General features: G+C 44.3%; 22 protein-coding genes. All 22 read right to left on the reverse strand.

The features are described 5' to 3' along the window. Nucleotides 1-27: 27 nt before the first annotated feature. A complete protein-coding gene (dprA, locus tag B6A27_RS06310) occupies nt 28-921 on the reverse strand; it encodes a DNA-processing protein DprA (protein WP_066147241.1) in 894 nt (297 codons plus the stop codon). Between the two features lie 742 nt (nt 922-1663). Continuing rightward, on the reverse strand, nt 1664-2566 hold the full coding sequence (sucD, locus tag B6A27_RS06315) for a succinate--CoA ligase subunit alpha (protein WP_044746156.1): 903 nt from the start codon (nt 2564-2566) through the stop codon (nt 1664-1666). Between the two features lie 17 nt (nt 2567-2583). After that, nucleotides 2584-3744, reverse strand: coding sequence for an ADP-forming succinate--CoA ligase subunit beta (sucC, locus tag B6A27_RS06320; RefSeq protein WP_080860835.1), 1161 nt, complete (start codon nt 3742-3744; stop codon nt 2584-2586). Between the two features lie 142 nt (nt 3745-3886). Next, nucleotides 3887-4165, reverse strand: a complete 279-nt coding sequence (locus B6A27_RS06325; RefSeq protein WP_044746158.1) for an EscU/YscU/HrcU family type III secretion system export apparatus switch protein — start codon at nt 4163-4165, stop codon at nt 3887-3889. After that, entirely contained in the window at nt 4162-5829 is a 1668-nt protein-coding gene (gene fliK, locus B6A27_RS06330) for a flagellar hook-length control protein FliK (protein WP_080860836.1), read from the reverse strand. The genes B6A27_RS06325 and fliK overlap by 4 nt, the downstream gene beginning before the upstream one ends. A gap of 37 nt (nt 5830-5866) precedes the next feature. Further along, entirely contained in the window at nt 5867-6640 is a 774-nt protein-coding gene (locus tag B6A27_RS06335; protein ID WP_080860837.1) for a ribonuclease HII, read from the reverse strand. A 250-nt stretch (nt 6641-6890) separates the two neighbouring features. Next, the gene (gene ylqF / locus B6A27_RS06340) at nt 6891-7745 is read right to left on the reverse strand and encodes a ribosome biogenesis GTPase YlqF (protein ID WP_201722548.1); all 855 of its coding nucleotides are present in this window, start codon (nt 7743-7745) and stop codon (nt 6891-6893) included. Between the two features lie 4 nt (nt 7746-7749). Then, nucleotides 7750-8304: a signal peptidase I gene (gene lepB / locus B6A27_RS06345; protein WP_066147233.1), complete on the reverse strand. Its 555-nt coding sequence runs from the start codon at nt 8302-8304 to the stop codon at nt 7750-7752. Between the two features lie 133 nt (nt 8305-8437). Further along, the gene (rplS, locus tag B6A27_RS06350) at nt 8438-8782 is read right to left on the reverse strand and encodes a 50S ribosomal protein L19 (protein ID WP_066147231.1); all 345 of its coding nucleotides are present in this window, start codon (nt 8780-8782) and stop codon (nt 8438-8440) included. Between the two features lie 133 nt (nt 8783-8915). Continuing rightward, the gene (trmD, locus tag B6A27_RS06355) at nt 8916-9650 is read right to left on the reverse strand and encodes a tRNA (guanosine(37)-N1)-methyltransferase TrmD (protein WP_066147229.1); all 735 of its coding nucleotides are present in this window, start codon (nt 9648-9650) and stop codon (nt 8916-8918) included. Continuing rightward, nucleotides 9650-10168: a ribosome maturation factor RimM gene (rimM, locus tag B6A27_RS06360; RefSeq protein WP_080860848.1), complete on the reverse strand. Its 519-nt coding sequence runs from the start codon at nt 10166-10168 to the stop codon at nt 9650-9652. Before rimM ends, trmD begins: the two co-directional genes overlap by 1 nt. Before the next feature lie 19 nt (nt 10169-10187). Then, complete coding sequence (locus B6A27_RS06365; RefSeq protein ID WP_080860850.1) at nt 10188-10574, reverse strand: YlqD family protein; 387 nt, start codon at nt 10572-10574, stop codon at nt 10188-10190. 161 nt (nt 10575-10735) lie between these two features. Continuing rightward, the gene (locus B6A27_RS06370) at nt 10736-10972 is read right to left on the reverse strand and encodes a KH domain-containing protein (RefSeq protein WP_044746167.1); all 237 of its coding nucleotides are present in this window, start codon (nt 10970-10972) and stop codon (nt 10736-10738) included. A 15-nt stretch (nt 10973-10987) separates the two neighbouring features. Continuing rightward, entirely contained in the window at nt 10988-11260 is a 273-nt protein-coding gene (rpsP, locus tag B6A27_RS06375; RefSeq protein WP_044746168.1) for a 30S ribosomal protein S16, read from the reverse strand. A gap of 92 nt (nt 11261-11352) precedes the next feature. Then, nucleotides 11353-12693: a signal recognition particle protein gene (gene ffh, locus B6A27_RS06380; protein ID WP_044746169.1), complete on the reverse strand. Its 1341-nt coding sequence runs from the start codon at nt 12691-12693 to the stop codon at nt 11353-11355. Between the two features lie 13 nt (nt 12694-12706). Then, nucleotides 12707-13039 (reverse strand): putative DNA-binding protein, encoded by a 333-nt coding sequence (locus B6A27_RS06385; RefSeq protein WP_044746170.1) that lies wholly within the window; start codon nt 13037-13039, stop codon nt 12707-12709. Between the two features lie 354 nt (nt 13040-13393). Then, nucleotides 13394-14374, reverse strand: a complete 981-nt coding sequence (gene ftsY, locus B6A27_RS06390) for a signal recognition particle-docking protein FtsY (protein ID WP_080860851.1) — start codon at nt 14372-14374, stop codon at nt 13394-13396. Between the two features lie 22 nt (nt 14375-14396). Beyond that, a complete protein-coding gene (gene smc / locus B6A27_RS06395) occupies nt 14397-17960 on the reverse strand; it encodes a chromosome segregation protein SMC (RefSeq protein WP_080860853.1) in 3564 nt (1187 codons plus the stop codon). 271 nt (nt 17961-18231) lie between these two features. Next, complete coding sequence (rnc, locus tag B6A27_RS06400) at nt 18232-18975, reverse strand: ribonuclease III (RefSeq protein WP_080860854.1); 744 nt, start codon at nt 18973-18975, stop codon at nt 18232-18234. Between the two features lie 106 nt (nt 18976-19081). Beyond that, the gene (gene acpP, locus B6A27_RS06405; RefSeq protein ID WP_027408166.1) at nt 19082-19315 is read right to left on the reverse strand and encodes an acyl carrier protein; all 234 of its coding nucleotides are present in this window, start codon (nt 19313-19315) and stop codon (nt 19082-19084) included. Between the two features lie 68 nt (nt 19316-19383). Further along, a complete protein-coding gene (gene fabG / locus B6A27_RS06410; RefSeq protein WP_080860856.1) occupies nt 19384-20124 on the reverse strand; it encodes a 3-oxoacyl-[acyl-carrier-protein] reductase in 741 nt (246 codons plus the stop codon). Between the two features lie 2 nt (nt 20125-20126). Continuing rightward, nucleotides 20127-21068, reverse strand: coding sequence for an ACP S-malonyltransferase (gene fabD / locus B6A27_RS06415; RefSeq protein WP_080860862.1), 942 nt, complete (start codon nt 21066-21068; stop codon nt 20127-20129). Between the last annotated feature and the right edge of the window lie 10 nt (nt 21069-21078).

Consider the following 21078-nt stretch of genomic DNA (forward strand, 5'->3'; position numbering starts at 1 on the left):
TTGTCAAACAAGATGTAAAAAAATTTTTTATTTTAATGGAAAAATAGCGGAGAATTCCTCCATAATATCCCACGAAGAACGGACAAGCTTTGCGCCCATCTGAATCAATTGATTGGTTCCATCTGCCTGCTCAAGAAAAATGGAGCCCGGCACCGCAAACACCTCTCTTCCCGCTTCCAAGGCAAGGGAAGCAGTAATGAGTGAACCGCTTTTCTCTTTTGCTTGAACGACAACCGTTCCAAGCGACAAGCCGCTAATAATCCGATTTCGCAGCGGAAATTGCCATTTTTGCGGCTTTGTGTGCGGCGGATATTCTGAAACCACTAAATGTTCATTCATTAGCTTTTCTGCCAGTGAGCGATTTTGTTTGGGATAAATATGCTCGACTCCTCCGGCAATGACGGCAATCGTTTTTCCCCCGGATTGGACAGCCGTTTGATGCGCAGCTGCATCAATTCCTAAAGCAAGGCCGCTGACAATCGTCCAGTCATGCTGAATCAACGGCGGCACTAAAAGGCGCAGAGCACGAATCCCTTCCTCGGTCGGCTTTCTCGTTCCAACCATACTGATCATTTTACAAGATGAAAGCCATTCAATATTCCCTTTGGCATATAACACCCAAGGCGGGGCAAAGATGTGTTTGAGCCACTTCGGATAAATGTCATCAAAAACAGTAACGATATGAATATTTTTGTCCCTATATGTTTTTATCATACTTTGAATATCAATGGAATGTAAATCTTGGAAAAACAAAGAATATTGTTCGGGAGAAATCGACATGGAGGAAGCAAGAGTTGAATAAGAGAGTGAAAAAATCGAAGAAAGCGATGGATCTTGTTGCAAGAGGCGATGAATCGTTTTCCAGCCTGCACCGCGACAATGATGAAGATGAATCAGACGTTCACGAAGCGAGGTATACATTTCGTCTCTCCTCTCTTAAAATCCTTTCAAACACAGCTGCATCAGACACATATACGGAAACACATGACCACAAATTTTCTTCTTCTGGAACAAGAACACCGCTTGACCAGCGATTTATATAGAGCTGAGCTCACCTGTCAGCCTTTCTTTTTAGCGGTGCCATCCAGTCTAGCTGATTTGAATTCTATCAATCCAATCGGAGGTGTCCGTCAGTATCTATGACGGTCAAAGACCGTCGAAAAAAATAGGATTCTACCTCTGAATAGACTCATGGTTCCGTCTTTTTATTCGATCTCTATCCAAGTGTGTTGATGGGCTAATGCCTCATAAAACTAGCAATATCATGATCGGGGAAACGCATGTGAATCGTAAATGGTGACAGGAGAAAAGCAAACGATCTTGATGGAGACACCTGCCTATTTTGATCCATGATGTAGGAGAGAGGCAATCATGGAGGTGATTTCTTCATTGGCACAAATAACATAGCGATTTTTCAAGTTATCTATTTGAGCTGCAACTTGGCATATCAACCGCTTCACTTTTTCGCTGAAACAACGGCTTGATTTCGACTGTCGAATGACTGAGAACAATCACACATGTTGAATTTTCGTTTACCCATTTATGCCCCTTGTCAAAAAACCGCTCTCACACAATAAAGGACGTCAGTTATCCTTTGTATGCAAAAAACCATCCCGCACTGAGCGGACGGGCTCTTGCATGCGGGACGGTTGCTCCTTATTGATTAATGTGTTTTACATTTTTCATAAAGCCCTTGCTCTTTTAACACGGCAATTAATGTTTCGCCGATCACAGCAGGAGTATCCGCTACTTTAATGCCGCATTCATTCATTTTCTTAATTTTTTCTGCTGCTGTCCCTTTGCCGCCGGAAATGATCGCACCAGCATGGCCCATACGTTTTCCAGGAGGCGCTGTTTGACCGCCAATGAAGCCGACTACCGGCTTTTTCATGTTCGCTTTGACCCACTCAGCCGCTTCTTCTTCTGCTGTACCGCCGATTTCACCAATCATAATGACTGCATATGTTTCTTCATCTTCATTAAATGCTTTTAAAACATCGATAAAGTTTGTACCGTTGACAGGGTCGCCACCGATACCAACTGCTGTAGATTGCCCAATTCCTGCTTGCGTCAACTGATGTACCGCTTCGTATGTCAATGTGCCAGAGCGAGATACGATACCGACATGGCCCTTTTTATGGATGTAGCCAGGCATAATGCCGATTTTGCACTCTTCTGGTGTGATCACGCCAGGGCAGTTCGGTCCGATCAAACGCGTTTTCTTTCCTTCCATGTAGCGTTTCACTTTGACCATATCAAGCACAGGAATGCCTTCTGTAATGCAGACAACAAGGTCTAATTCCGCATCAACTGCTTCCATAATCGCTTCCGCAGCAAATGCAGGCGGAACATAAACAACAGAGGCATTTGCTCCTGTTTTTGCAACCGCTTCAGAAACCGTATTAAATACCGGAACTCCTTCGACTTCTGTACCGCCTTTTCCTGGCGTTACACCGCCAACAATTTTCGTTCCGTATTCAAGCATTTGCTTCGTATGGAATAATCCTTGCGATCCTGTAATCCCTTGAACAATGACTTTTGTATCTTTGTTAACAAAAACGCTCATTCTTCTCCCTCGCCTTCTTAACGTACTAATTCCACGATTTTTTGTGCGCCGTCTGCCATCGATTCAGCAGCTGTAATGTTTAAGCCAGACTCCTCTAAAATTTTCTTCCCTAGTTCAACGTTGGTGCCTTCTAAACGAACAACAAGCGGAAGCTCCAAGCCGACTTGTTTCGTTGCTTCAACAATTCCAGTTGCAATGACATCACATTTCATAATGCCGCCGAAAATGTTAACAAAAATGCCTTTTACTTTCGGGTCAGACAAGATGATTTTGAACGCTTCTGTTACTTTTTCCGTTGTCGCGCCGCCGCCGACATCTAAGAAGTTCGCCGGTTCGCCGCCGTAGTATTTAATGATGTCCATTGTTGCCATCGCAAGGCCAGCGCCGTTTACCATGCAGCCGATGTTGCCATCAAGCGCAATGTAGTTCAAATCAAATTTAGATGCTTCCACTTCTTTTGGATCTTCTTCGTCCAAGTCGCGGTATTCAAGCACATCTTTATGGCGATAGAGCGCGTTGGAATCAAAATTTAACTTCGCGTCAAGCGCCATGACTTTGCCGTCGCCCGTGACGACAAGCGGGTTGATTTCGGCGATCGAGCAATCTTTTTCCACAAATACTTGGTATAAGCCTATCATAAATTTGACTGCTTGATTGATCAGCTCTTTCGGAATGTTGATGTTAAATGCCAAGCGGCGCGCTTGAAACGCTTGCAAACCTACCGCAGGATCAACATACTCTTTAAAAATTTTCTCCGGTGTTTTTGCGGCTACTTCTTCAATCTCTGTACCGCCTTCTTCAGAGCCCATCAGCACAACGCGAGAAGTTGCACGATCAACAACAAGGCCGATATAATACTCTTTCTTGATATCGCATCCTTCCTCAATTAAAAGGCGCTTGACCTCTTTTCCTTCAGGTCCGGTTTGATGAGTGACAAGCACTTTTCCTAGCAGTTCGCTTGCATATGTACGAACTTCCTCTAAGCTTTTCGCTACTTTTACCCCTCCGGCTTTTCCGCGGCCGCCAGCGTGGATTTGCGCTTTTACGACACAAACAGAGGTTCCTAATTCTTTAGCCGCTTCGACTGCTTCTTCAACAGAGAATGCTACGCGCCCGTTTGGCACGGCAACTCCGTAGCTTCTGAGGATCTCTTTGCCTTGATACTCATGAATATTCATATCCCATCCTCCTATGTATAAAAATAAAAGTACTAGCGCTTTCATTGTATAATGTTACTTTCCATATTGTCTACCATTTCGACACAAAATCAGAAAAATCCTCTCTGACAAAAGGCTGCTTTGCTGTTGAGCAAAGCAGCCTTTAATCATGTGCATCTAATTGGCGATCCATTTGATAGACAAAAGCAAACAGCTCTGCAACGACTTGATATAGCTGTTCAGGAATGGCTTCATTAATCTCTAGTTCGCTTAACAACTCGACAAGCGATGGATCTTTTTGAATCGGAATGCTATGCTCTTTGGCCGTCGCAATTAAATTTTCTGCTACCTTTCCTTTTCCTTTAGCAATAACGGTAGGAGCTGATTGCTCATGAGGACGATACGTCAATGCAACCGCTTGTTTCATTTTTTCTTCTTTCATATTCGATAATCCACCCCTGAATGGCTCATCAAAATACGCGAGAACAGCCAATCATTTTTCTGCTGCTGCTCGGCTGCCGCTACCTTTATTCCTGACAACACATATCCGCATGCCTCTAATCGTTCCTTTAATAACGGCTGCATTCGAGACACCAGCTGCTCGATTTGCGGTGTATGATTCCATAAGGTTACATGAAGAATACTGTTTTGAATGCGAACATCTACTATGGTTTCCTTCAGCCGCTCTAATTGCAAATAAAACAAGATATGACAATAGTGCGGATCAATTTCTCCACTTCTCTTCTTTCTTCCCTGCCAGCGCACGATTACATCCGTTACGTGATCTGCGAAGCGGAGCGGAAACTGCCAAAACAACTGCTGAATCGGTCCTTGTGATTGAGAAAGGAGCTGCTGCCCTGTCAAGCGATGAATCAGCGCTTCAAGCTGTTCCTTTAAAGCAGGGAGCTGTACTTCGTCGTACACGCGCAGCAGAAGCGGTTTTAGCTCGTCAAAATGGACGGGAGAATCAGCTTTCATCCATTTTTTTAATTCCGCTTCATAATTCAGCCCGAGCCATTGCCCGATCTTTTTCATATGGTGAGCAATCACCACAGAAGCCGCTTCATCGTCCAAAGATAACAGCGGCTGGTCCGGTAGCTCCCCTTTTAAATAAGCTTCATAAAAATCCGAAAGCCGAGAAGGTAGCTCTCCACCGTTGAGAGCGGTCATAAAAGCGCGCACCTGCTCGTTTGCTTTGCTTCGATTTGTTTGCCAATCGTGCTGCAGTTGTGCAATCCAATCAGAAAGCTGCTTCTTTGCATCATGCTCCTCAAGAACGGCAGACGACAGCGGAAGGGAAAATGTCTTGCCGTGAATTTGAATTTGCTTGGCAAACCAACTCCATGAATTTTCTGTTACTTCCTGCGGCCATCCTCCTACTTTTTGTAAAGTTCGATATGCCTCCCGGTCTCCCTGCTGAATCCAATCTTTTAGCAAAAAAAAGAGGGTTTGATCGATGTCGTCCATCCGGCTTGTCATGCGCTGCAGCGTTGTTAATAGCGTACGAATGGCGTCCGGTTTTTGGTCATCTGGCATGGAGGCGAGCAAATCTTGCAGTTTTAGCAGCTGATTTGATAATAAATCGGGCTGTTGAACCGCCTTTATCGCTTGAAAGACGTCTTCGGTGAGCGGAAGCTGGTTTGTGTACATCCATTGAATTGCCCGTAAATTCATTTCTGTCTCTTTTGTTGCTATAAGCCATTTGGTTGCTTGAAGCACCTCTTCTTTCACAACAGGGAGCTGCTTTTGCAACAAAAAACGGAGAAGCGGTTGAGCCTCACGCGGAAGCCCCCAGCTTTTTGTCAAATGTAATACGGCGTGATTGATTCCTGCTTCATCGCCTGCTGTCTCTGATTTTGCAATGAGCTGTAAGCGAACGGTTTCATGTTCAGCTAAGAGCTGAAACCAGTAACGTCCTCCTTCTGATAATGGCGTCTGCATCTCCGCCAGAACCGTTTCCTGTCCAATTTTTACGAGCGCGCGATGCTGATCATTGATTTTTTCCACACTCCCATATATGACCTGGCCGCTGCGAAACGGCAGCGATTTTGCTGATTCCATGCGATGAAATTTTCCCCATCCATCCGTCTGCCGAATCGATGTCATTTTGCTCCTCCCCCTTGCTTGATGTGCCTGTGGGACATCAGTTCTGCTTAAGCGCCTCTTTTACTGGCGCGAAGGAACGTCGATGCTCGTTCATAATTCCGTATGTGCGAATGGCTTGCAAATGCTGCTCCGTTCCATACCCCATATGCTTTTCAAATCCATATTGCGGGTATTTAGCGCCAAGCTCTTTCATGATGCGATCGCGCGTCACTTTGGCCATTACGGAGCCTGCAGCGATTGAAATGCTGGCAGCATCTCCTTTAATGAGGCTTCGCTGCGGAATAGCCAATGGTAGTTCCATTGCATCAATCAGCAAATATTGCGGTTCTGGATCAAGCATCTTGACCGCCTGTATCATCGCTTTTTTCGTTGCCTGATAAATATTCAGCTCATCGATTTCCGCTGCGGAAACAATCCCAATTCCGACAGAAATAGCATGGCGCTGAATATAGTCAAACAAGTGTTCGCGCTTTGCTTCTGACAGCTTTTTAGAGTCATTTAATCCCGGCAAATAAAAATCCTTTGGCAAAATAACAGCTGCAGCTACAACCGGACCCGCTAATGGACCGCGCCCCACCTCATCAATGCCAGCGATATACGAAATTCCTTGGCGATAGAGCTGTTGCTCATGCTGTGACATCTTTTCCCAAAGACGACGCTCTTTTTCCGCTGCTTGTTTTCGTTTGTGCCAGCGAGCAATAAGCTTTTGGACGCTAACCCGCTCGTCGTTCATAAATTCCTGAAACAACGGATGCTGGGCGTCGTCAATCGTTTGCAATAGCTGTTCGATCTCTTTTGCTGTACGCTTCATGTCATGATTCGTTCCTTTCTCTTATATCTTTTATATCGGCGCGCTTTCTAAAAAATAAAGCCTGTTTTTGGGGCTTTCAAACTGTTGATTCGCTCTTTCATCCTGCGTAACTTGCTTCGTTCATCCGCGCTGCTCCTTGTTTGACAAGGGGATTCAAAACAGTTCGAGGTAAAGAAGGGGGTGCCTAAAATGATTGTAGACAAAGTCCATTTTGACTTTGTCTACAATCTGACCTCCTGTTTTTCGAACGTTATGGTTTTTCAAAGCTGAGACGTCCTAACTTTTCTGTACGGACATCACGCAGAACAAGCTCTGCTACTTTATCGTAATCGATGGCCCCACCGGCCATTAAACAACCGCGGCGTTTGCCAATTTCATCAAATAGCTCAACGATATCTTCGGGAATTTCTTGAAGAGAATAGCGCTCTTTTAAACGATCTGGATAATGTTGGTTTAAAAAGCGAAGGGCATAAACCGCCACGTCCTGCAAATTTAAAATCGCATCTTTAATCGCTCCTGTCGCAGCGAGCTTTAGCCCTACCTCCTCCTCTTCAAACTTCGGCCACAAAATTCCCGGAGTATCTAACAGCTCCATTTCTTTTCCAACCTTAATCCATTGTTGTGCTTTGGTCACGCCTGGCTTGTCCCCTGTTTTGGCGATATGTTTGCCAGCTAGTCGATTGATGAGGGTTGATTTTCCGACATTGGGAATGCCGACAATGAGCGCGCGCATCGGTCGCGGGTTTTTAATTCCCTTGGCTGCCATTTTAGCAAATTTATCTTTCAGCATATTTTTAGCTGCAGCCACAATTTGTTTGGTTCCTTTTCCGCCTTGAGAGTCAATGGCTAACGCATGCAAGGCTTGTTGTTCAAAATAGGAAATCCACTGTACAGTAATGGCTTCATCCGCCATATCTGCCTTGTTTAACAAAACGATGCGCGGTTTATTCGCCAAAATCTCATCAATCATCGGATTTCTTGAAGATAAAGGGATTCTCGCATCCACTAATTCAAAAACGATGTCAATTAATTTTAGTTTTTCCTGCACTTCGCGTTTCGCTTTTGCCATATGGCCCGGAAACCACTGGATTGTCATTGCTTCCACCTACTTACTTAATAATACGGGCATCAGAAAGCGGCCAATATACAATATTGGTTTTTCCCACTACCTTTTCCATCGGAATAAAGCCGATGTGACGGCTATCTTTGCTGAAGCGGCGGTTATCGCCCATCACAAACAAATAACCTTTTGGCACGGTTGCTTGCCCTCCTGGAATGTCCTCCAGCGTAAACGGCTCTGTTAATGGCCCATCAATCACTTGTTTTTTATATTGGTCTAAGTACGGTTCTTTATAAGGCTTTCCGTTTACATACAATGTATCATCTTTATATTCGATGCGATCACCAGGCAAGCCGATGACCCGCTTAATATAATCTTTCCCCTCTTCAGCATGAAAAACGATAATGTCAAAACGGTGCGGCTCACCAATTTTATAAGACAGCTTATTAACAATCATGCGATCACGATCGTGAAGAGTCGGCATCATGGATTGGCCGTCAACGACAATCGGGGCAAAAATGAAATAGCGAATGCCTCCGGCCAACAACACCGCAATCACGATCGCTTTTAACCATTCCCATGTCTCACTTTTTTGTTTTGCCATTTCTTTCTCCCACCTACGTCTAATTTGATTAGAAAAAAGGAGCTTGAACACCAAGCTCCTTGTTTCATCATTGACATGTCCATGTTGTACGCTTCGACCCGCTGCCGTTCGGTCGGCGAATACAGCGGACCAACTAGCGGATTTCCTTGATGCGTGCAGCTTTACCGCGAAGTTGACGCAAGTAGTAAAGTTTTGCACGACGCACTTTGCCGCGGCGAACAACTTCAAGCTTCGCAATTTTTGGCGTATGAACTGGGAACGTGCGCTCTACACCTACACCGTAAGAAACTTTACGAACAGTGAATGTTTCGCTCACGCCAGCACCGCGACGCTTGATCACAACGCCTTCAAACACCTGAATACGCTCACGGTTTCCTTCGACAACTTTTACGTGAACGCGCACTGTGTCACCAGGGCGAAACTCAGGCATGTCTGTACGTAATTGTTCTTTTGTGATTTCTTGAATTAAATGATGCATCATCTTCAACTCCTTCCAACAGATGCTCATACCAATGCTTTTCCATCATTGCAGCGGAACATCGTTTTAAACGACTTAAGCAGGCTTAAGTCACAAAGATTATACTAGCATAAAGGGGTATTGTATGCAATAGTTACCGTTCGTTTTTTTGAAATTCCTCCAACCACTTTTTTTGTTGTTCCGTTAATTCGTATGTTTCAAGCAAATCCGGACGGCGCAAAAAAGTACGGCGCAGTGATTCTTTTTGCCTCCATTCCTCAATTAAGCGGTGATTTCCTGATAACAGGACCTCTGGCACCTTGAAGCCGCGAAAATCGGCGGGGCGTGTATAATGAGGATGCTCTAGCAAACCCGAGCTGTATGAATCGTGTACAGAGGAAGCTTCGTTTCCTAAGACTCCCGGCAACAGGCGGACCACACTGTCGACGATGACCATTGCCCCTAGTTCTCCTCCTGTTAGGACGAAGTCGCCAATCGAAATTTCATCGGTTACTAAATGCTCACGAATCCGTTCGTCATATCCTTCATAATGCCCACAAACGAAAATTAAGTGAGATTCCTTAGCCAGCTCTTCCGCTTTTCGTTGCGTGTACCGTTCGCCTTGCGGACAGAGCAAAATAATGCGCGCGTTTGGCGAATGCTGCGTTAAATGAGCAACGGCATCGAAAATCGGCTGCGGCTTTAATACCATTCCTGCACCGCCTCCATATGGATAATCATCCACCGTCTGGTGCTTGTTATCAGCAAATTCGCGGAAATTCACCACATTAATAGCTACTGCTCGCTTTTCCTGCGCTTTTTTTAAAATCGATTCATTAAACACGCCTGCAAACATATTTGGGAACAATGTTAAAATATCAATTTTCATTATTCAAGCAATCCTTCCATCGGACGAATCGTAATTTTCTTTTCTTCAGGATTGACGCGGATGACGACATCATCAATGTACGGAATCAGCGCATCTTTCTCATTTTTCCGTTTGACTACCCATACATCATTGGCACCAGGAGTCAATATTTCCTTGACGATGCCAATCGTTTCACCTTCTTCGGTGATCACGGTGCAGCCAATAATTTCATGGAAATAATACTCTCCCTCTCCCAACTGGCCAAGCTGACTCTCAGGGACTTTCAAAGCCGCTCCCTTAAATTTTTCTACAAGATTGATGTTATCATATCCCTCAAAAGACAATAAATCAAACGATTTATGGACGCGATGGCTTTTCACCTTCACTTCGATCGGTTCCGATGAGTGGTCCATAAAAACGTAGAGAAGGTTGCCAATTTTATAGCGTTCTTCGGCAAAATCCGTTTTGGAAACGACTCGCACCTCGCCGCGAATACCATGTGTATTGACAATTGTCCCTACATGAAACCATTTTGTCATGTTTGATCCTCACCTCTTTTCAACGAATTTCTTTTACAAATCCATCTTCGATCACGATCGTTCGTTTCATGGCCACATCTTCCCAGCGGTCTCCTACGTTCACTTCAATTAACGCTTGCACTTCCCGCTCTTTCAATTCGCTCCCTAACGGAAGAATTTGCAATTGTTCGATTTGGAAATCAAGAAGCTTAATTTTTTCTAATCTCTCATTTAGTTCTTTGATAAAATATTGCTTTAATGCATGAGACGGTTGCTTTGTGCTCTTTTCAAGCCGCTTTTGCTCAAAACGCAGCTGATCACACTCCTGCTGGAGCTGCTGCTTTCTTTTCATGAATCGATCATACAGCTCTTTTTTGCTTTTATTCGTTAAAATTTGCTTGATTTCGACGGTCTGAATAATTTTCATAGCCCCACCCCTAAAGCGGTAATCAAACAAGGGAGCACTCCTGTCTCTTAGGACAGAGCGCACCAGCTTTGAAAAAGAGGCTTCCTCTCGAGGCGATGAAAGCCTAGGTCATCCAAACATTGATGCTTCCTTATTATATAAAAAAAGGGGAGGATTTGTCCTCACCCTTTATCTTTAATTTGCACGATCACGCGCTTTGGCTGATCGGACGCAGCAGCGTACACGACCGTCCGAATGGCATGAATCGTGCGGCCCTGCTTTCCAATCACCTTTCCGATGTCTTCTTCGTGCACCGATAAAACATAGGTAACCGTATTTTCATGCGAAGACTCCGTTACCACTACATCTTCAGGATAATCGACAAGCGCCCGTACAATCGTCTCAATTAACGCTTTCATCTACGATCACGGCCATTACTTGCCGTATTTTAAATGATGAAATTTCTCTAAAATTCCTTGCTTAGAAAAAAGATTGCGAACTGTGTCAGATGGTTTCGCGCCGTTTTGTAGCCATTTTAACGCCAACTCTTCATTGATTTTTACTTCAGCTGGCTCTGCAACCGGGTTGTATGTGCCGATTGTTTCAATAAAACGGCCGTCGCGCGGTGAGCGAGAGTCCGCTACTACAATACGATAAAAAGGTGATTTTTTCGCACCCATGCGTTTTAAACGAATTTTTACTGCCATTTTTCTAGCACCTCCGTAAATAGTTCACACAAGATAGTATATTAGCAATAATCATCTAGTTTGTAAAGTTTTTTTTCTTAACACATTATCCCCTACATAAAAGGGAATTTAAACCCTTTTTTCTTTCCTTTTGGCATGGTTGTCATCATTTTCATCATTTTTTTCATTTCATCAAACTGCTTAAGCAAGCGGTTAACTTCCTGAACGGATGTACCGCTTCCTTTTGCAATCCGCTTTTTGCGGCTTGCATTAATGATTTCAGGATTGATTTTTTCTTCTTTTGTCATCGAACGAATAATCGCTTCCACGCGGCCAATTTGCTTGTCGTCAATTTGAATATTGTTTAATCCTTTAATTTTATTAGCTCCTGGAAGCATTTTTAAAATTTCGTCAAGCGGCCCCATTTTACGCACTTGACCAAGCTGTTCAAGAAAATCATCGAATGTGAAGGACATTGTGCGCATTTTTTGCTCAAGCTCTTTCGCTTTCTCTTCATCAACAGCGGCCTGGGCTTTTTCAATGAGCGTCAGCACATCGCCCATTCCTAAAATACGCGAAGCCATTCTTTCAGGATGAAACGGTTCCAGCGCATCCATTTTCTCGCCCATCCCGACAAATTTAATCGGCGTGTCTGTTACAGCTTTAATGGACAATGCGGCACCGCCGCGCGTATCGCCATCAAGCTTCGTTAAAATAACCCCTGTTAAACCCAGCTGTTCATTGAAGCTTTGCGCAACATTCACCGCATCCTGTCCCGTCATCGCATCAACGACTAGAAAAATCTCATCCGGATTTGTCAATTCTTTAATTTGCTTTAATTCATCCATGAGCGTCTCGTCAATGTGAAGCCGGCCGGCTGTGTCGATTAGAACATAGTCATGATGTTCTTCCTTCGCTTTGGCAATTGCCTGTTTGGCGATTTCGACCGGGCTTACTTGATCACCGAGCGCAAATACTGGCATATTCAGCTGCTTACCGAGTGTTTCAAGCTGCTTAATCGCTGCAGGACGATAAATATCAGCCGCAACTAAAAGCGGCTTGCGGTTGTACTTCTTGCGCAACAGATTTGCAAGCTTGCCCGTTGTTGTCGTCTTTCCGGCTCCCTGTAAGCCAACCATCATAATCACCGTCGGCGGGCGGCTGGCAACCGCAATTTTACTTTGCTCTCCTCCCATTAGCGCGGTTAATTCTTCTTTCACCACTTTAATAACCTGCTGGCCCGGAGTTAAGCTTTTTAAGACTTCCTGTCCAACAGCTCGCTCGCTGACACGCTTGACAAAATCCTTGACAACTTTAAAGTTGACATCCGCTTCTAACAAAGCAAGCCGAACTTCTCGCATCATCTCTTTAACATCGGCTTCTGTTACCTTTCCTTTGCCGCGGATTTTGTTCATGACACTTTGCAGACGGTCGGCTAATCCTTCAAATGCCATCCATTACCGCCTCCTACTCTAATTTCTCTAACGCTTCGATCATCTGAAGCAGCTCTCGGTCATCGGCATATTGCTGCAAGGTCCGCTGCTTTAGCTGCTTAATCAGCTTTTGCCGGTCCTGAAATTTTTGAAACAGCAGCAGTTTTTCCTCGTATTCCTCGAGCATCGCTTCCGTTCGTTTAATGTTATCATAAACCGCTTGACGGCTTACTTCATACTCTTCTGCAATTTCGCCGAGGGAGTAATCATCTAAATAATAAAGTGACATGTAGCTCCGCTGTTTCGGAGTTAACAACGATTGATAAAAATCGTATAGATAATTCATTCTCGTTGTTTTTTCAAGCACGAGACTCCCTCCTCGCTTGTTAAGTAAAATACCTTTACAAATGATTAGTTTAGCGTCTTTTCACAGCGGTGTCAAGTGTTGAGCTTTCAGCTTGTTTCATTTCTTTGCTTGAGTAATAAAACAGGCTCAAAATCGCTTTTTGTAAAAACCCAACAGTCCGTTGTAAAAGTTCGCCGGTCCCAACGATTGTTGTTGTCTAGTATAAACAGAGCTTTGTATTTGCAAAGATAGCGCCTTTCTTGTTTTTGTATATAGGGGCCACTTGACATACTAAGTGTTTGTCGCAGACACTGTGGGTTCCTTCTTGATAAAAAAAGATGTCTCAAAGTCTTGTTGAGACATCTTTTTGCTCTTTTACTCTTCTACCAAGTTGGCAAACAAACCGTATACGTATTGTTCCGGATCAAATTCCTGTAAGTCATCCATCTTTTCGCCAAGGCCGACAAGCTTGACCGGGATGTCCAACTCGTTGCGGATTGCTAAGACAATCCCTCCCTTCGCTGTTCCATCCAATTTCGTCAGCACAATGCCTGTCACGTTTGTTGCTTCTTTAAAAATTTTCGCTTGGCTCATTGCATTTTGTCCGGTTGTCGCATCTAAAACAAGCAATACTTCATGCGGCGCCCCCGGGATTTCTCGTTCAATGACACGTTTTACTTTTTCAAGCTCTTTCATTAAGTTCACTTTATTTTGCAAGCGTCCTGCTGTATCACATAGCAAAACATTGACTTTGCGCGCTTTAGCTGCTTGAATGGCATCATACATGACAGCGGCTGGATCGGAGCCAGCGGATTGCTTGATTACTTCAACCCCGACTCGTTCTCCCCATACTTCTAGCTGCTCAATCGCCCCAGCGCGGAACGTATCCCCCGCTGCCAGCATGACGGTTTTCCCTTCTGATTTTAACTTATGCGCCAATTTGCCAATCGTCGTCGTTTTTCCGACACCGTTGACGCCGACAAACAAAATGACCGTTAAGCCATCTGGCTGCATATTCAGTGTGGCCAATTCATCATGGCTCCCGCGATAAATATCGACAAGCTTTTCCGAAATAACAGCTTGCATTTCTTTCGTCTCTTGAATGTTCCGCCGCTTTACCTCCATTTTTAACTCATCAATTAACTCCATGACGGTTGTAACGCCAACATCGGCGGAAATTAAAATTTCCTCTAATTCTTCAAAAAACTCTTCATCCACTTTTCGATAACGGGCAATTAAATCATTGACCCGTCCCGTGAAGGAATCGCGTGTTTTTGAAAGACCTTGTTTAAACTTCTCTGTGACTGCATCTGTTTGTTGGGTAATTTTTTCTTTTAGCTTCTTGAAAAAATTCATCGTTTTAATCACCTTTCCTGCCTTACGATTTCACAAGTTGTTTAGAATCTTCCAAGCGGACAGATACGAGCCTTGACACCCCTGATTCTTGCATCGTGACGCCATAAAGCACGTCCGCCTCCTCCATCGTTCCTTTGCGATGGGTGATAACGATAAATTGGGTTTGACTGCTAAATCGTTTCAAATACAGAGCATAACGATGGACATTGGCTTCGTCAAGAGCGGCTTCCACCTCATCCAGAACGCAAAACGGCACCGGCCGTACTTTTAAGATGGAAAACAATAGCGCAATCGCCGTTAGCGCTCGCTCGCCGCCAGACAATAGGCTTAAATTTTGCAATTTTTTCCCTGGTGGTTGTGCGACGATTTCCACCCCTGTATTTAATAGATCATTCGAATCTGTAAGTTGCAGATCCGCGCGCCCTCCGCCGAACAGCTGCTGGAATACATCACCAAAATGCGAGCGAATCTGTTGGAATGTCGTCAAGAAGCGCTTTTTCATCTCTTGATCCATCTCGTCAATCACTTGATGCAGCGTTTCCTTTGCATGCTGCAAGTCACTTTTTTGCTCTGTTAAAAATTGATAGCGCTCCGATACGCGGTCATACTCATCAATAGCGCCTAAATTTACCGTTCCAAGTTCATCAATCGCCCGCTTAATGAGCTTCACTTTTTTCCGAGCAGCCTCCGCTTCCATTTGCAGTGGATATTTTTCTTTCGCCGCTTCAAACGTAAGCATATATTCTTCACGCAAGCGGCTAAGCAAGTTTTCAAGCTCCACATCAAGACGATTTAATTTGACTTCTTCATCTTTAATAATCTCTGTTAATTGTTTATATTGTCGTTTTTTCTCTTTTAGCTCGCGCTCACTATTTTCGAGCATTTCTTGATATTGAAGTCTTTGTTCACGTCGGCTAGCTATGAGCTCAAGCGTTTCTTGTTTGTCTTGCACTTTTTGTTGACGCAACTGATCCAGCTGCTCCTCTCCAAAAACATTGGAATTCATTTCGTCTGTAAGTGTCAGTAAATCTTCTTTTGCCGCTTGAAGCTGCTTCTCTGTTTCCTCTTGCTCAAGGGTCAGCTGCGCGATCTTCTCCTGAATATGCTTCAACAGCTGCTGCTTTTCAGCAACCGCTACTTTCTGCTCCGTAATCGCAGCTTGCAACGCTTCTTTCGAGCTTTGCTCATCCTGCTTTTGCAGCGTAAGATGCTGCATTTGCTCGTCAATTTCAGCAAGCTTGGCTTCCATTTGGTAGAGCTTTTGTTCCACCGTTGTGATTTTTTCGCGCAGCTGCCTCATTTCCTGCTCGTCATGCGCTTTTTCTTCATCATATAAAGCCAAGCGTTCGCTCGTATTCTTTTCCTGCCACTCTACTTCGCGCCAAGCACTTTTTATTTCCTGCAAAGCAAAGCGTCTTTCCTCTATTTGCTTCCGCAGCTCCGCCATTTCTGCCTCGCGCTGGGCCGCTTCCTTTTTTTTCGACTGTACCAATAATTCAAGCTGCTCTGTTTTTGCTTCCATGTCTCGGAACTTATCAGTGATCGTTTCTAGCTCTCGGTTTCTGCTAAGTAAAGAATTTGTTTTCTTAGCTACGCCCCCTCCAGTCATCGCTCCCCCAGGGCTAACAACATCTCCTTCAAGGGTGACAAGACGATAACGATAATGAAGAAGCCGAGCTAGCTCATTCGCTCCCTTTAAATTTGTCGTCACAATCACATTGCCAAGCAGATGGGCCAGTACCGTTTGATAGATGGAATCATAGGAAACCAGTTCGTTTGCTACGCCAACAAAAGCTGGATGATTTTTAACAATGGCCAGCTGTTCAGATGGAAGTTGTTTAGGCTGGAGGACGTTCATCGGCAAAAAAGTCGCTCGTCCATATGAATGCTTTTTTAAATAGTGAATGGCTGCGCGTGCCGCTTCTTCGTCAGCAACCACAATATGCTGCATCGCTCCTCCGAGCGCAATCTCTATCGCCGTTTCATATTTGCTGGATACATGAATAAGCTCGACAACGGCTCCGTGAATTCCTGAAAGCTGTTCACGCGCCTTTAAAATTTCCTTAACTCCTTGAAAAAATCCAGCATAATCATGCTGCATTTCCTCCAGCATTTCTTTTCTTGATTTGGTTTGCTGTAAATATTGATAAGCTTGATAAAGCATTGATTCCTTCTGCTCAATTTCTTGTTTCAGCTCGGCAAGCTGAGCGCTTTTTTGCTGAAGCTGTGTTTCCTGCTCCTTCAGCTTTCGCTCCGTTTGCTGATAGTTGCTTTCCAAAGCGATATATTGTTCTTTTATAAGATTTCGCTCTGCTAAATGTTTTTCGTTCTCTTTCGTTAGCACACTCTGCTTTTTTTCCAATTTTTCAAGCAAAGCCTGCAAATGAGTGCGCTCATTTTTTAACGAAGCTTGTTCATGAACAAGCTCAATATAATCGCTTTTTAACCTTTCCATTTGCTCTTCAACACTGATATCATAGGAGGCAAAAGCACGCTGCTTTTCCTTCAGCTCCGTTTGAAGCGCATGAAGCTCTTCGCGTATGCGGGTTAGCTGCTCCCTCTCCTTTTCCAAAGTTGAGCATAGCTTTCCGCTTTTTTCAGAAAGGGAGGAGATCGTCTCTTCAAGCTGCTTCTGATACTGTGCCGCATTTTTTTTTCGTTCTTTTAATACTTCCTTTCGCCCTTCAAGCTTTTCCAGTTCTTCACTTACAACAAGCAACACTTGCTGAAGACCGTCAATCGATTCATCAAGTGCGGTCATTTGGTCACGCAACTGCTCCACTGTTGCTTCTTCTTTTTGCAACGCCGCTGATAAGGCCATTTCCTTTTGCTGGTGGTCTGTCAGCTGATCGCGTAAATGATTCCATTGGCGATGCAGCTCTTCAATTTCATGGGCAATCAGCGCCACTTCAAACGTTTCCAGCTCGTTTCGTTTTTCAAGATAGTCCTGGGCAATAGAAGCTTGGATTTTCAACGGTTCCAGCTGGCTTTCTAGCTCATGTAAAATATCATTGACGCGATGTAAATTTTCTTGTGTCTCATTCAGCTTATGCTCCGCTTTCTTCTTACGAATTTTATATTTGAGCACCCCTGCCGCTTCTTCAAAAATCGTCCGTCTTTCCTCCGGTTTGCTGCTTAAAATTTCTTCGATTCGCCCCTGTCCAATAATTGAAAAGGCTTCTTTTCCCAATCCTGAATCCATAAATAGATCAATAATATCTTTTAAACGGCATGGCTGCTGATTAATAAGAAATTCACTTTCTCCTGAGCGATAGACGCGTCTCGTGACACTTACTTCCTGATAATCAAGCGGCAAAAACCCATCTTCATTATCGAGTGTCAAAGTAACCTCAGCAATATTTAGCGGCCTGCGTGAGTCGCTTCCCGCAAAAATAATATCTTCCATTTTCGCACCGCGAAGCGATTTGGCTGACTGTTCGCCTAATACCCAGCGAATGGCATCCGTAATATTGCTCTTTCCGCTGCCATTCGGGCCGACAACAGCCGTCACACCCGGCACAAATTCGATCGAGACCCGATCGGCAAATGATTTAAATCCAACAATATCTAATCGTTTGAGGAACATCCGTACCCCGCCTCGCTATCTTTCATCTAAATCTTCATTATTGTATCATAACTACTTGCTCAAACCTATATAGAACTTTTTCTTCAAATTTTGCAAATGCAAAGCAGAAAAAGCTTAAAAACACGAAGCTGCTATCTAAATGGAACGGGCGATGTTTGTATTTCCACTTTCCTTTCTAGACTAAAGCATCGCTTGTCTGTATGTCATTAGAGAAGAAAAAGGGCCGACTATTTTCGAATGAGCCAACCCTTTTTTCACAGCACTGTTTTTCTTATTCCTGTTTCGGCGTTCTTAGCTTTTGCAGCGCCATTTGTGCAGCTTTTTGCTCCGCTTCCTTTTTCGATCTTCCAGCACCAACTCCAAGCTCTTCACCATTTAAAGAAACGCGAGAAACAAACTCTTTGTTATGCGCAGGTCCTTTTTCTTGCAAAATGGCATATTCGATGACGCCACTACCATCCCGCTGAACAAGTTCCTGCAGCTGGCTTTTATAATCCATCACATGAGAAAAAGCACCTTCATTGATCTTCGGAAAAATGGTTTGCTCCAAAAACCGAATGACCGCATCAATTCCTTGATCTAAGTAAAGAGCACCGATAAACGCCTCAAATACATCTGCTAGAAGCGATGGCCGCATTCGCCCGCCGGTGATCTCCTCTCCTTTGCCGAGCAAAACAAGCTGGCCGAATGAAAGGTCATTTGCAAATTTTACAAGAGACGGCTCACATACAATCGCTGCACGCAATTTCGTTAATTCACCTTCCGTCATATTTGGAAAATGACGAAAGAGATATTGAGAAACGGTCAGTTCCAGTACAGCATCTCCTAAAAACTCAAGACGCTCATTATCCTCATGCGGTCGTTTGCGATGCTCATTCACATACGATGAATGGGTAAAAGCCTGAATTAGCAGCTTTTCATCCAGAAAAAATATGCCGATTTTCTCCTGCAACTGTTTAAATTTTACTCGTTTTTTTTCGCTCATGCGCTGCTCTTTGTCTTTCTGCTTCGACATAAATAAGGACCTCCGGGACTTCATTCAATCAAAGTATTCGGCAATTCATCAAAAGCATAGAAAGCCCCGTTAGAGCAACGGGACTTTTCTGCATTATATCGTTTACTTACATGCGGCTTTTTATGTAGTTCACAGCATCTCCTACTGTGACAATTTTTTCTGCTTCCTCATCGGAAATTTCCATATCAAACTCGTCTTCTAGTTCCATGACAAGTTCAACCACATCTAATGAATCAGCACCTAAATCATCTTTGAAAGAAGCTTCAAGTGTTACTTGAGACTCCTCCACGCCTAAGCGGTCAACGATGATTTTCGTTACGCGCTCTAATACATCTGCCACGACAATTCACCTCCTCTCATGATTATAGTAAATTTATCGGTAAAATACTAGCGGATAATCCAGATTCGTTACATGACCATTCCGCCATCGACATGAATCGTCTGTCCGGTAATATAGCTCGCTGCATCCGATGCCAAAAATGCGACCATATTGGCAATGTCCTCTGGATTGCCGAAACGGGCAAGTGGAATTTGCTTTAACATTTCTGTCTGAATCTCTTCATTCAAACGATCTGTCATATCCGTCGCAATAAATCCCGGCGCAATAGCGTTTACCGTGATGCTACGGCTCGCCAACTCCTTAGCGGCTGTCTTCGTTAGGCCGATCACACCTGCCTTAGCAGCTACGTAATTGGCTTGCCCTGGATTCCCCATTACACCAACCACTGAAGCGATATTAATAATGCGGCCGTAACGCTGCTTGAGCATTGGACGTGTAACCGCCTTTGTACAGTTAAACACGCCTTTTAAGTTAATATTGATGACATCATCCCACTCTTCTTCTTTCATGCGCATGAGCAAATTGTCGCGGGTAATTCCGGCGTTATTGACTAAAATATCCACGCGGCCATAACGATCGATCACCTCTTTCACCATTTGCTCAACCGCTTCTGTATTCGACACATCCGCTTGAATTGCCAGCGCTTCGCCGCCAAGACGGTAAATCTCATCCACTACTTCCTTTGCTTTCGCTTCGCTTCCGGCATAATTGACAGCTACCTTCGCTCCTTGACGGGCAAATTCTAAAGCAATCGCTCTTCCAATTCCGCGCGATGCCCCGGTTATAAGCGCTACTTTTCCTTGCAACATGTTTATTCTCCTTTCAACGCTGCGATTGTCGCTTCAAAAGAAGCCGTATCGTTTACCGCATAAACGCGCACATCGCGATGAATTTTCTTCACAAGACCTGATAATACTTTTCCCGGCCCAATTTCTACAAACGTATCGACACCGAACTCAATCATCGTTCTTACGGACTCCTCCCAACGAACAGGAGAATAAAGCTGCTCAATTAAAAGCGTTTGAATCATTTCTTTTTCAGTCATTGGCTTCGCTGTTACGTTCGCGATGACAGGCACATTCGCATCATGAATTGCTACTTCGTTTAGCACGTTTGCCAATTTTTCAGCCGCTGGCTTCATAAGCGATGAATGAAAAGGACCGCTTACTTCAAGAGGGATAACACGTTTGGCACCTTTTTCTTTCGCAAGCTGTGCTGCTCGCTCTACTCCTTCTTTCGCTCCAGAAATAACAATCTGCCCTGGACAATTCAAGTTAGCAAGCTGAACAGGCTTGCCTTCTTCAGTAATCTGCTTCGTAATGGCTGCAAGTTCATTCGCTTCCATCCCAAGAACAGCAGCCATCGTTCCTTCACCGGCAGGTACCGCTTCCTCCATAAATTCTCCTCTTTTTCGGACAGCATACACTGCGTCTGTAAATGACATCGCTCCTGCTGCCACAAGCGCCGTGTACTCTCCTAAACTATGTCCGGCAACGTAGTCAGGCGTTAGACCGGCCTCTTTTACTTTTTCAAACAGCGCAATGCTCGTTGTTAATAAAGCGGGCTGCGCATTATATGTAAGCGTCAATGTTTGCTGCGGTCCTTCAAAAATAATCGTAGAAAGGGAAAGACCAAGACGTTCATCAGCCTGTTGAAAAATGGAGGCTGCTTTTGCATCCGTTTCTGCTAATTCTTTTCCCATCCCTACTGTTTGCGAGCCTTGACCCGGGAAAATAAAAGCTAGTTTTCCCATCTATCATTCC

This window comes from Anoxybacillus sp. UARK-01, from assembly GCF_002075365.1.
Lineage (GTDB): Bacteria > Bacillota > Bacilli > Bacillales > Anoxybacillaceae > Anoxybacteroides > Anoxybacteroides rupiense.